Source organism: Paenibacillus ferrarius (assembly GCF_002027705.1).
GTDB lineage: Bacteria > Bacillota > Bacilli > Paenibacillales > NBRC-103111 > Paenibacillus_E > Paenibacillus_E ferrarius.
Genome location: NZ_MBTG01000023.1, coordinates 369,782 through 382,260, shown reverse-complemented (window position 1 = coordinate 382,260; position 12,479 = coordinate 369,782). Strand labels below are relative to the sequence as shown.

Sequence of the window (12,479 nt, the reverse complement as noted above, 5' to 3'; positions counted from 1 at the left end):
ACTTACAACTTACATGTGAAAGCCATGGAGGGGCTATGTATCCAGAGTATTACAAAGGGATAAGGATATGAATACCGGGTCTCAGACCGGATTGAGAAAGTTAGAATAGAAGAGGGATGGGTGTGAGGGTGGAAAGGCGCTTTGCGGTTGGAACTTCACATCCATCCCTCCCAATGGACAAAAGTATGGGGATACCTCTTTCTAAAATGTGTGCAAATGAACGGAAAGCAGGGGGCTCCACTTTTTTTTGAGAAGGGATGAGTGAAAAACTGGTACCATTGGATTAATTCCAATGCAAACTAGTTTGAATAACTTGAAGTAACGGTTTCATTGGAAAAACTCCAATGGATAATCCAACAAGCATGTATTTGAGGTTAAATGGAGATTTTGATTGGATTAATTCCAGTACAAGCTTACACTTAGCTCTTTGACTGCTGATTTCATTGTACAAATTCCAATGAGAAGAAGTTGAATCTGCTTCGAAACGTAGAAGTAATAATATTTAGCCTAATACCCCTAATAGACAGACTTGACTGCGAAAAACCCTCTAAACAGGTGTTCAGAGGGATCTTCGGTAGAATCAGAAAACTAGTAGTTTTTTTTCTGTTTATGGCTGACGGAGTAGCGGTCAATCACGTAGCCGACGATCGCCCATGTGGCAATGGTCAGGACATAGATGACCAACATCTTAAACATCGAAATTTCATAGATGTTCGTGAAAGTGGATGCAAACCAAGCCGGTATGCTGAGAGCATAGAAGATCATATAGAAAGCGTCATGATCATGAAATAAATAATGAACTAAACAGAGAGCTGCACCAAGAAAGGTGAACAGCCAGGTAAACGTAGTTGTTCGCATGGAGTCATTCTCCTTGTCATGATCAAACTTATTGCCGCAGCCCTTTGCGGTGCCATTTCCGGTTGTGGTTGCTAGTAGCCGGGAAGGTGTCACCCTTTTTCAAAGTAACTGTTTTCGGGTTGTTAATCCCCATGTGAAAAGCATTCTCGCCGATCTCCATATACTCACCGTCATTAGGAACATGATCGCCCTCATTAAAATGCGTCCATTCACCCACAATGATCACCTCTTCACAAGAATTATAATCGTGTTTAGATTACCCTTATAAAGGGGAACCATGTATGTAAAGCATTACCATGTTCATCCTTCTCTTATCGAAAGAGAAAAACTTGTAATTTGTCGCCTAATTTGCTATAGTATTCAGGTGCGAGTTTTGAATAAGAATCCTCGCTCCTTGCTCCTTCGCTTGTTTGACAAGTTAGAATAGGAGCCGCTTAGTCCAAAAGGAGGTGAAATACATGCGCAAATATGAACTGATGTACATCATTCGTACTGACGTTGAGCAAGAAGTTGTTCAATCTACAGTAGAAAAGTTCCAAGGCATCATCACGAACGGTGGAGGCGAAGTCTCCAAACATGACCTGATGGGCAAACGCCGTCTTGCGTATGAGATCAATAAGTTCCGTGACGGGCACTATGTGCTGGTACACTTCAACGCAGAACCTGCTGTTGTAACTGAACTTGATCGCGTACTTAAGATTTCGGATGAAGTTATCCGTCACTTAATCACAAACGACGTAGCTTAAATGCATGCCAGTATTTTCGTCAGGGGGAATGTCCGATGTTGAACCGTGTTATTCTTATCGGTAGATTGACCAAAGATCCAGAGCTTCGCTATACGCCAGCCGGTGTAGCTGTTACGCAGTTTACTCTTGCAGTAGACCGCCCTTTCACAAGTGGAGGTTCGAAAGAACGGGAAGCGGACTTTATCAATATCGTCACGTGGAGGCAGCTTGCCGAAACATGCGCGAACTATTTGCGTAAAGGTCGTTTGACTGCTGTGGAAGGAAGAATTCAAGTGCGTAATTATGATAATAACGAGGGTAAACGTGTTTACGTAACCGAAGTTATTGCCGATAATGTGCGTTTCCTTGAGTCCAATAATAGTGCCGGAAGTCGTGAAGAAGGCGGATCATCTAACTCTAACGCTAGCTACGGCGGCGGAAGCGGTAGTGGCAATCGTGGCGGTGGATCGCGCGAGCAGCAGGATCCTTTCATTGATGACGGAAAACCGATCGATATTTCCGATGATGACTTGCCATTCTAAAGTAGAAAGGACTGAACAAACTAATGGCTTTCCAAAAAAGAGATAACAATAGTGAAGATCGCGGCGATCGCAAATTTGCTCCACGTGGCAAAGGCGGTAAAGGCAAACGTCGTAAGGTTTGTTACTTCACAGTTAACAAAATTAAGCACATTGACTATAAAGACATCGAGACTCTTAAGAAGTTCATCAGCGAGCGCGGGAAGATTCTTCCTAGACGTGTAACTGGTACTTCCGCTAAGTACCAACGTGCATTGACAATCGCTATCAAGCGTTCCCGTACAATCGCATTGTTGCCTTACACAACAGAATAGTCTATACCACGAACAGTCGGGAAACCGGCTGTTTTTGCTTTTTGTAAGAATTTCAGATCAGGAAAAACATGAAGCGTCTGAGACTTTTTTAATAGCAGGGAAAGAATAGTATGAGTATCAACAAAGGGCTGCCGGAACTATACACCAGAATCAATAGCGTTATGCCACGCTAGTAGTGATAAATGATCTTAAATTACTTCTGTTATTCAGCGATTATCGGAATATTAGATATTGTAAATAAAATTGGTATAGACAAGTGAGAAAAATGAAAACACCCCCTCCAGAACTCATTGGTTAACCCAACTGGGTTTTGCCAACTGATTATTCTAGAGGGGGAGCTCATTCCGAATTTACTTTGGATTACATCTTGAAAGTAACCATGAAGCGATTAATGATTGCTGCGACTTCAGCACGCGATGCCTCACCCGTTGGATCAAGGATGTCGTTACCTTTGCCGGAAAGCAAATTGTTGCTTATAGACCATTTCATCGCATCAACTGCCCACGTAGAGATTTTTTTCGCATCCGTGAAAGTCTCTAATGACTGGTTCGCGCTGACATTCAGTTTGTTTGCTTTTGCATAATTGAAAAGGATCTGTGCAAGTTGTTCTCGAGTAACAGATTGATTTGGGGCAAAACGGGTTTGATCAATCCCATTCACGATGTTATTCTGGTTGGCCCAAGCGATCGCATCGCTGTAATAGTCATTTGCATTCACATCTTCGAAACGATTAGCCCCTGCTTCTGGTTTGCCGGCTAAGCGGTGTATTACCGTGACCAGCATGCCGCGAGTCATCGTTGTGTCAGGGCTAAACGTATTTGCAGCGGTTCCACTGAACAATGAATGTTCCACAACGTAGTTGATGGATGAAGCCGCCCAGTGATTCGAAATATCATTAAAAGTAGGTCTAGCAGGCTTCGTTGGCTCGGTCGGTTTTTCAGGTTGTTTCGGAATTTTCTCGAAGGTCACAACAACTTGATCGGTAGATTTCAGACCCGTCAATTGCGTGAGCGCTCCCTTAGATACTCCATTAATTGTAACATCTTTAACCTGGTAACCTTTATCAGGCGTTATCGTAACATTGCCATTGGAATCGGCAACTCCCGTCCCTCCGACACCGGTTACGGATACATTCGGCTTGCTGGAGCTGCTTCCTCCTGACGAACCGCTAGAAGGGTAAGCTTTTACGATAAAAGTATACTGTTTATCCTTGCTTTGGTCGCCGCGCGATACCGTTGCAGTCAGTGTGACATTCGCATCCCCCGAGCCGGAAGATGGGCGTGTAATGATCGCGTTATTCTTGTCGATGCGAATGATATTCTCGTTGCTGCTTTTCCATGCGATCTGAGTGCCATGCTGCCCTACGGAAGGGAGCGGAACGTTAGCGACAATCGCACTCGTGTCGCCAAGAGTTGAAGATACACTCGCAATCGTATCGTTGATAGCTTGCTCGTCGCTGAGCGCAGCGACATTAACAAAGATCGGGTTGGAATAAAACCATAAGCCTGTATAGTTGCGGTCATTAATATTGTTAAAGCGTTCTTCGTTCTGTTCCGGCGTTACACTGCCGCTATAATCAAATGACTGATCCTGCAGCGGCTCGCCATTAGCGGTGAAGCCTGCAACGTCTGTACCAAGGTTCGTGCCGCGCAGACGATAATAACGGTTTTTATCCGCAGGCACCTTGTAGGAAATCGTGTAATATCCCTCGGCATCCGGCTGGCCCCAATCGTTTTTCGTAAAACGTTTAACGACTTTCGTCGTGGCATTTGTTGTATTGCTAGCATATAGACTTACATCGAGCTTGCCGGTCACTTCTCCGGAGATCAGATCGACATGATCGACTTTGACATCATTCGTGACCGAAGTATCATGAGGGCTAATTGACGCATAGTTGTTGTGCTCCGGGCTCTTGAAGCGAATACTGATCGTTGTTAGATCCCCTTCGGTCACTTGCAGGTTCCCGCCCATATCAGCCTGACTGCCATCCCCGGTTGCCTTAAAATCAAGTGCATCGATAAGATCGCCATAAACGGCAAAGGACTTCCCTGAGCGCATACCTTCTACAACATCTTTAAAGGTATTGCCCTCAACCCAAGTGATATTCCGCGAGTACTCGCTAGGCCAATAGCCGCTGGAATAATTCCGATTGCTGCTCACCTTAAAATGAAAGTCGGAATTGGTGAAATTCCAGAAGCGGCGGCCTTCGCCTAACAAAGCATCCCACATGCCGCCGATCTTGCCGACCATGACGTCGGCTCCGCCGTATATGTCAGCTAATTCCGATCTGTTCTTGCCGGCTGCCATCTGGTTACCTGGCAACCCTTCCATGCCAAACACAATTTCAGGAGCAGTATCGTTCATCTTGCGAATGTTTTCGATTGTGACAACACCCGAGCTGTCGCCGTTATGTCTGGACGGATGGTTAAGCAACACATAGCTCTCCGGATATTTCTTTCCCAGCCATTCAATAGCTTCTAGGGTTTTAGATTTATCAGGTTTCAACTCATTCTTTGTTGGCCTTGCTCCCCAAAGAGTGGCCTCATTGGCGTGAAACATCCCTGGAGTTGTATCGTAGCTATACAACCACTCGAATTGGTGAATCGCATCGACGGGCACTTCATTACTATTGGAATCAATAATGCCGACAGAACCGTGATCCAAACCCATCATATCCCATTCGAAGCCGGAGAAAATGAGTTTGCCTTTATATTTGCCGGCAGCTTGGAGCGCTTTAAGCTTGTCCTGTTGATCTTTAATCGCTTCCCAACGTGCAGTGGCCTTGTTGTTGCCATCAGGGTCTCTCGGCGAATCGCGCAGATGGTCGGCAAGCGAGATGTAATCGAATGGATTGCCGTACGTCAGCGAAGTGACCGATTCTGCAGACTTCTTATCGAGATCCTCTCGAAACGCAGCATCAAGTACATTTTCCAATTTCATAAAGGATTCTGACGCATCAGCCGACTGTACGGTATGGGTGTGGTACTCACCGGACATCCATCTCCCGGTTGAATTGGCGGATGGCGTGTTGTCGGCTGCAGACGCCGTCACCAAGCTCTGAGTTAGTGTTAAAAAAGCGAACGAGGTGCAAATGAAAGGCTTCAGTTTGCTGTTCATATTGTTGTAATTCCCTCCAATGCAGTATGGTATTGATACAAGTATAGAGGTAAACTGTAAATTTACATGCTGAATTGTTGAAGTGTTTTGTAAAAAAACTACAACTAACAGGATAATCCCTCCAACCGGCTGTTTTTGCTTTTTGTAAGAATTAAAGATCAGGAAAAACATGAAGCGTCTGAGGCGATGCTTGTGAGAACTGCTTCGCTAGTAGATACCCCAGAATCAATAGCGCTAAATAGAGAACATGCTTCGAGAAACATTAATGCAATTAAATGACTGATCCTGCAGCGGCTCGCCATTAGCGGTGAAGCCTGCAACGTAGGTACCAAGGCTCGTGCCGCGCAGAGCGTGTTAACTCCATTTTTGAACACATGCCAAAAACAAAAATCTAGTAGCAGCTGGAATAGCTGATTAGGCTGCTGTTCGTGCTGGTATCCTAACAGATGTATTTTTTGAATCACGCCCTGCATATATATCCTTAAATCAAAAAGCCCGCCAATTATGCGGACTTTTACAAACCTATTTATTCTTCAAATTAATTTTAAATATATCCCCCGCGTTACCGCCAAAAACGATCATCCCACCTTCAGGCAGTACTACCGAATGATTGTTGCTTGCCTTTGAGAAGTCCACAACCATTCCATCCTTGTCATAAACAGCAAATCCCCCACTTACCGGAGTCTCAACGTTCATGACTCGATTGGCTGATTTTTCATCAATTTTATACCACACTGCCTGACCACCCGATGGTATGATGCAAAACGAGTCGTTCCCTTCATAAATGGGTTGAATAGCATCTTCACTGATATAGGATTGACCATCGATCTTTAAATACTCGTTATGGTTCTCGATATAGAAATTCAAATCAAAAGCATCTGTTCCGTTCATAATAGGAATATCAAATGCATTTACTGCTTTATTTTCGTCAACAATTTTAGTGCCAGATGCGTATCCATGATCAATATCAACAGATATATGCTTGTCCAAAAGCGGGGATAGATATGAGAGTGAAGTTATCTTTTCATCCAAAGCGTAGTAATGTTTCCCGTTTCTCTTTTCCCATACCGTTTTAGTTGTCTGATTTAAAGGATTGAGATCTAATTTTTGATATTCATACGTTGCCATAACCGTTTGACCTAATCCCGGAATATTCATATAAGAGTTAAGTTTTAAATAGGTTTTTCCATTCTTAGGTTGGTCAAAGCTTATGGCTACATTCCCATCTTTGTTTTTGAATTGTCCATTGCCCGTATATACATATTTTTGAGCTGGTATCCGTTTCAATGCGCCTGTTAGAGCGGGTAATTCAATCTCTCCGTTCTTAATCTCCAGATTTACGGTTTTACCAACGGAACCGTATAATCCGGAGTATGACAGCAAATTCGATGGCATTTCCACTTTCAAGGAAGGCTCAAATGTTTTTTCAGGCAGGAGCTCTTTAATCATGCCTTTGGCTTTTTCATATTCCAATAAAACATGAGATGCAAAAATGCTATTGACGAGAGAACTCCCTCCCGATGAAAGCACAGCTATAGAAATATCATGTTCGGGTAGGGTAGTCAAAGCAGCGTGATACATAGGCGAATCTCCACCTTTGGATAATGCCGTTATTCCGTAATCACTAAAAGGTGCTAAACGAACGGCATCCCAACCAAGCCCATAATTAAGGGTGTTTGTCTCTTCAGAAACCCACACGCCATTTCTATACTCATGACTTTGCATGGACTTTGCTGACTTCTCAGATAAAATATCAGTTCGATTGCCGATTAATACTTCAGCGAACTGGCTTAATTCTTCAGCAGTTGAGTAGATTCCTCCTGCCCCAATGACGTTGACATTCTCAACGGGTACAGCCTGTTCCATCGTAGGAAAATAAGTTTTTGCGAGCTTGCCTCTATCAAATGGATCAAGTGGTGTTTTGGTAGAGCTTAAATGAAGAGGCTTGCTAATATAGGTTTCAAGGAATTCGCTATAACTTAAACCGCTCACTCGTTCAATCAAGATTTCAAGCAACTGAAAACCATCGTTACAATATACCGAAGATTCGCCTGGGTCTGCCTTTAAACTCTCTGATTGTAATCTTACTAATAATTCATCATGGTTTTTCGTATCATTGTCATCAAACAACATGCTGTTCCCATAGTGAGAACCGTAAAGTCCAGAAGAGTGATTCATTAACATGCGTGGCGTAATCTCTTTATATCGTTCATCAGCCATTTTAAAGTCCTTGATATACGTGATTAGTGGTTTATCAATATCAATTTTATTAGAATCAGCTAGCATCATCGTTGCAGCAGAAACATACACTTTACTCACCGAGCCTATTCCAAACATAGTGTCTTTGGTTATCGGATCCTTGGTAGCTTTATCGTACACACCAGCACTATCGGATAAAACAATGGAACCATGATCCATAATCGCATACTGCAATCCACTTACACCATAATCGGACACGATCTTCGAAGCCAGCCCCTGTGCCTTTTCTTTTACAGTATCATTATTCGTTTGAGCCAAAGCAGGGGTAACCGGTATTGCAAAAAGCGCAGCGGTCATTAATACAGAAACCATCTTCTTCATTATTAATTCCTCCTCGTAATTCTTTCTAGATGTGACTTACTGAATTCATCATACAAGGAAGAAGGCTGTTATATTAAAAATCACCCTGAAACGAAAAAAACAATCCCTAAACAACATATTGTCTAAGGATCGTTCGTTGATAAAGGTAGTAGAACCATATTATTAAATACTTTATGTTTCGTTTCAATGGTCATATGACCACCGTACTTGTCGCAGATTCTAGCTATATTTATTAATCCAATGCCATGAAATTCTGGGTTTGGTTTTTGGCTGTGTAAGTGGGCAACTTCATTCTCCATATAATTCAAAATGTGAATGAGAAGCATAGACTCGGTAGCATGTATCTTTATAAGCATGTATCTGTCTTCTGCGATCTTTACATGTTTAGAAGCTTCTATAGCGTTATCTAGCATATTTCCAATGACAACACATAAGTCATAACGGTCAATAGGGATTTTTTGTGAACATAAGCTAAGCTTTGTATCTATTCTTATGCCATTGGCTTGTCCAATATTAAGTGTGTTTGTGACAAGGGCATCTATAACTAGATTCCCTGTGTTAACCCGTTGATAAGCCCCTTCAACTTTATTTAATGTAGTCTTAATATGTTCCTTTGCTGCTGCTAACTCATTTCGCTCAATACACTCTTCAATATACAAAAACTGTTGATTCGTATCATGAATGATTCTTTTAATGGATTTAAAGCTGTGAACGACTTTTTCGTAATTCGCATCCTGATGGTCCATCTGCTGTTGCAGCTGGGCATTCTCATGCATGAATTGAAATTTATCAATGATATTATCAAAAATATAGACAATCATAACGTTTAAGAAAAGAAACCCAATGACGGAAATGAAAGAATAGACGTTCTTATAAGTTAGAAGATGCAGTTGGTATGTACTTACGATAGGAATAACCAAAAATATTACATAGTAACGATAATGCAAAGAGAAACTTCTACGTTTTACAAGTAGTCGTATGATCAGAATAACAGCAAACATGATCATGAAACCGAGTAAAATAGCTTTCGTGATGGCTATTTGATCTTGTTGATTCGCAGGGTCAGAGCTGCTAAAGTCAACTGAATCAAGGGTATAAAAAAGATAAAGAGATAAAAAATTAGCAATAGACATTAAAACAACGTAAAGCATAGAAAAAATGATCTTGGTTTTAAATTCCACTTTATAAGATTGCGCAAAACTAAATATCACAAGCAAGGGTAGAATCGCAGATAAAATAGGAGAGATGGGAATAACCAGATATAGGTAACCAAGCAACCCAAAGATGATGAAGTAAAAGAATCGGTTATGCTTTTTAGCTGATTTATCAAAAACCGAGTTGAAGAAAAAATTAGTTTGAACGCCCATTACAAGTACAATGCTAAAGACAATAAACAAATTATTTTGAATCATATCAATCGACCTTCATAATCATAAATTTGGTGTAAGTATCTTTAACCTCTTTAATTTTAGAACGGCCTATAGGTAATTCCAACCCATTGGACATTAGAACAACTCCGCTAGCAAACTTTCTCACATGGAGCAGGTTAATAATAATGGAACGATGGATTTGCAAGAAGTTACAGCCTTTTAATGCCAAAGCATAATCAGAAATGATGCCTTTGCTTTCATAGGTTTGATTAGAGGTAGTAAAATGTAGTTTGCTTTTTATGGTTAAGCTTTTGGCAGCTTCAATACTAATGAGATCATCATATTTGATAACGACTTCTTCATAGGCAGACTTGATGACCATGAATTTTTTATCAAGTGCTTGAAAGTATTGACATAGCTTGATGATTTTCTCCTCCAAGGTCGAGGGGGCAATGGGCTTTATCAAATACTGGAATGTCATGACGTCAAAACTTTCCACCATATATTGAGGGTAGCTTGTCAGAAAAATAATTTGTTCATCTGGGTTATTTAACCCTCTTATTGCACGGGCTGTTTGAATCCCGTTCATTCCATCCATTTCAATGTCCAAGATCAATATATGGAATGGATTTTCACGGCGCTCATAATAAGATACCAGCTGCTCTCCCGAGCCGAATAATTCGATCTCAAAATCTATGTTTGACTTTATCGACAAAGTAATCAGGATAGCTTTAACAAGCTCTCTTTGTCTCTCTTCATCATCGCAAATAGCCACTCTATACAAAAATGATTCCCCTCATTTCCATTACCTTTAATCTTACTTCAGTGTAACGTCTATTTTATTTTTTCATAAACTCCCTGAAGCTTTCAACAAGTTCTTTCGATTTGGTATGGTGTAAATTATGTCCTCCTTCCAATAGTATCACTTTACCGTGTGCAGAATCTTTGACCTGGTCTTCATGCAAAGGTATCCAATTAGGCATAATTGTAGGATCTACATTCGCTTGTACAAATAAAAGAACCGGAAGATTTTTGGGAAATATCAGCTTTTCAGCTTCTTTAAAATTAGAACGAACTTGTTTCATTTCATTCAACACGCTAGGATTAGCATTATTTTTGTAAGCAAGAAATTTAATTTGTTCCTTTGATTTATCATCATAAGGTAATGAATCGTAGGGATTAGCACTTAATTCTACCTGCAATCTAGCAAAACCTGATTTTTGAAGTAATTTGATTAGTTGAGTTGGAATTTCAACATCCGTACCACTTTGCGTAGGAACACTACTATCAATCCCGATAAAAGCACTTACTTCATTAGCATATTTGTTCACATAGTCTATTCCATAAATACCTGATATAGAGTGACCCATTAGAATATAACGGTCAATTTGTAGACTCTGCAAATCTTGATGAATTTCACTTACAATATTCGCTGTGCTTCTCTCCTTCTCCGTCACATCACTAAGTCCATAACCAAACGGCTCAATCACAACTACCTTGTAAAAGGGTGATAGCTCTTTAATTAGGGGTTTAAAATCAATACCCGGTGCTACGGTTCCTAAACCTGGTAGTAATACGACTGTTTCTTCCCCTTTGCCTTCCATGACCACATTCATATGTTTACCGTCAACAGGTATCAACTGACCATAGGTTTCTATTTTTCCTTGTTCTACTTTGCTGCTGATCACATTATATATAAACACAATCGTTATAAATAGTGCTAGGAGAATAGCTATAATTCCTAAAGTTTTAAGTATGATCTTACCTATTTTTTTCATTGTCGTGCCCTTCTTCTTGTTGATTACCTCCGTTTGATTCACTCTAATCCGCTCCCGTCATCTGTTCGTTAAGATACCTGAACCATCGTATATCCTTTTATACTAATCGAAAAAAGTCATAATGACCTAGTAGCTAGATTCATATGACTGCAAAAGTTAAGCCATGAAATTTATAAGGCTCTTCGCTGTTTGATACTTATTGTATCTTTCTATCCGTTGAACTAAAATGGTTGCTAACAATACCAGGCCTGATCATGATTATGGCAAGCCTGGTACGATGATGACACTTAATTTTTAAGCAGAATTTCGCCCGTTTGTGTGGAAATGTTGAGCGTTGCACTCTCGGATTGAGCCTCACCCACATATCCATGGAGTTCTTTGGAAACAACCGTTGTGGTATTTGTTGCTTTTTTAAGAGGAACCTGATTATCGATATTTCCTAGTTTTGTTGATAGATTTACATATAGAGGTGCAGATTGATCAGGTAGAGCGAATACGACGTTACCAAGGGTAGTAGATATGTTACTGCTTTCCATGCCAATTACATCAGTTACGGTGATGTTGCCGGCACTGCTGCTCACATTTAAGTGTTGGACCGACAATTCTGACTTAACGGATATGTTGCCAAATTCATTATCTATTTCAAGGGATTTGAAGTCTTTATAAGGAAGGTGGATTGTTAAGGATGGCAGTGGCCCCGTATTTATGATCTTCTGTTGTTTCTGTTTAAGCATAATCTGTAATGTTCCATCTTGGATCGACGTAGTCACGTTGGTATCCATTCCTTGTGAATTACCCTTGGATAATTTCCATTTTGCTTGCTTGATTTGTTTGTCGCCTATGACTGTAACTGTAGCGGCGTTACTCTTGATTTTTAGGGAATGAATGTTATTTACATCTATTTGAGAAGTATCCCCTTGTCCTGCATCTGATACATCTCCAATGTCCGATGTTTCTGAATTTACATTTGTGTTCGTCGGTATAGAAGAGTTTTGCTGGGACGAACTTGGCGTATTAGTGACGGAGGATTCTTTCGTACATCCGGCGAGTACGATACTGGCAGTGACCAGGAGAATCATAGCTAACTTCATGTTGTTATTCAAATGTGTATCTTCCTTTCTTCTGCATTAAGATGTGTTGATTAATCAGTTATTAGGAATAATCTTTGGAATCGCGTACAAATATCAAATATACTCTC

General features: G+C 40.9%; 11 protein-coding genes. 3 read left to right on the top strand and 8 right to left on the bottom strand.

The features are described 5' to 3' along the window. Positions 1 to 588 precede the first annotated feature (588 nt). Positions 589 to 858: a hypothetical protein gene (locus BC351_RS24320; protein WP_079415833.1), complete on the bottom strand. Its 270-nt coding sequence runs from the start codon at positions 856 to 858 to the stop codon at positions 589 to 591. Positions 859 to 886: 28 nt separating this feature from the next. Then, positions 887 to 1,075, bottom strand: coding sequence for a YjzC family protein (locus BC351_RS24315; protein WP_079415831.1), 189 nt, complete (start codon positions 1,073 to 1,075; stop codon positions 887 to 889). Positions 1,076 to 1,316: 241 nt separating this feature from the next. Here BC351_RS24315 and rpsF point away from each other — a divergent pair, with 241 nt between their 5' ends. The 3 genes from rpsF to rpsR are packed head-to-tail and all read left to right on the top strand — an operon-like array spanning position 1,317 to position 2,436. Continuing rightward, positions 1,317 to 1,604: a 30S ribosomal protein S6 gene (rpsF, locus tag BC351_RS24310; RefSeq protein ID WP_079415829.1), complete on the top strand. Its 288-nt coding sequence runs from the start codon at positions 1,317 to 1,319 to the stop codon at positions 1,602 to 1,604. Between the two features lie 35 nt (positions 1,605 to 1,639). Next, complete coding sequence (gene ssb / locus BC351_RS24305) at positions 1,640 to 2,125, top strand: single-stranded DNA-binding protein (RefSeq protein ID WP_079415827.1); 486 nt, start codon at positions 1,640 to 1,642, stop codon at positions 2,123 to 2,125. A 23-nt stretch (positions 2,126 to 2,148) separates the two neighbouring features. Then, a complete protein-coding gene (gene rpsR, locus BC351_RS24300) occupies positions 2,149 to 2,436 on the top strand; it encodes a 30S ribosomal protein S18 (protein ID WP_029196139.1) in 288 nt (95 codons plus the stop codon). Between the two features lie 360 nt (positions 2,437 to 2,796). On the opposite strand, the gene BC351_RS24295 is transcribed toward rpsR, so the two are convergent. The 6 genes from BC351_RS24295 to BC351_RS24270 form a co-directional block, all read right to left on the bottom strand. Then, a complete protein-coding gene (locus BC351_RS24295) occupies positions 2,797 to 5,553 on the bottom strand; it encodes an S-layer homology domain-containing protein (RefSeq protein ID WP_079415825.1) in 2,757 nt (918 codons plus the stop codon). Between the two features lie 522 nt (positions 5,554 to 6,075). Beyond that, entirely contained in the window at positions 6,076 to 8,133 is a 2,058-nt protein-coding gene (locus BC351_RS24290; RefSeq protein WP_079415823.1) for a serine hydrolase domain-containing protein, read from the bottom strand. A 122-nt stretch (positions 8,134 to 8,255) separates the two neighbouring features. Further along, positions 8,256 to 9,545: a sensor histidine kinase gene (locus BC351_RS24285; protein WP_079415821.1), complete on the bottom strand. Its 1,290-nt coding sequence runs from the start codon at positions 9,543 to 9,545 to the stop codon at positions 8,256 to 8,258. Position 9,546: 1 nt separating this feature from the next. Then, positions 9,547 to 10,287: a LytR/AlgR family response regulator transcription factor gene (locus BC351_RS24280; protein ID WP_079415819.1), complete on the bottom strand. Its 741-nt coding sequence runs from the start codon at positions 10,285 to 10,287 to the stop codon at positions 9,547 to 9,549. A 55-nt stretch (positions 10,288 to 10,342) separates the two neighbouring features. Then, positions 10,343 to 11,323 carry an alpha/beta hydrolase gene (locus BC351_RS24275; RefSeq protein ID WP_425270940.1) on the bottom strand — a complete coding sequence of 327 codons (981 nt, stop codon included), beginning with the start codon at positions 11,321 to 11,323 and terminating at the stop codon, positions 10,343 to 10,345. Positions 11,324 to 11,568: 245 nt separating this feature from the next. Continuing rightward, on the bottom strand, positions 11,569 to 12,384 hold the full coding sequence (locus tag BC351_RS24270) for a DUF4097 family beta strand repeat-containing protein (protein WP_079415817.1): 816 nt from the start codon (positions 12,382 to 12,384) through the stop codon (positions 11,569 to 11,571). Between the last annotated feature and the right edge of the window lie 95 nt (positions 12,385 to 12,479).

What these genes read in the sequence shown, in the direction of transcription:
- rpsR (WP_029196139.1), top strand. Translation starts at nt 2,149, where the DNA reads ATGGCTTTCCAAAAAAGAGATAACAATAGTGAAGATCGCGGCGATCGC.
- rpsF (WP_079415829.1), top strand. Translation starts at nt 1,317, where the DNA reads ATGCGCAAATATGAACTGATGTACATCATTCGTACTGACGTTGAGCAA.
- BC351_RS24320 (WP_079415833.1), bottom strand. Translation starts at nt 858, where the DNA reads ATGCGAACAACTACGTTTACCTGGCTGTTCACCTTTCTTGGTGCAGCT.
- BC351_RS24285 (WP_079415821.1), bottom strand. Translation starts at nt 9,545, where the DNA reads ATGATTCAAAATAATTTGTTTATTGTCTTTAGCATTGTACTTGTAATG.
- ssb (WP_079415827.1), top strand. Translation starts at nt 1,640, where the DNA reads ATGTTGAACCGTGTTATTCTTATCGGTAGATTGACCAAAGATCCAGAG.
- BC351_RS24295 (WP_079415825.1), bottom strand. Translation starts at nt 5,553, where the DNA reads ATGAACAGCAAACTGAAGCCTTTCATTTGCACCTCGTTCGCTTTTTTA.
- BC351_RS24290 (WP_079415823.1), bottom strand. Translation starts at nt 8,133, where the DNA reads ATGAAGAAGATGGTTTCTGTATTAATGACCGCTGCGCTTTTTGCAATA.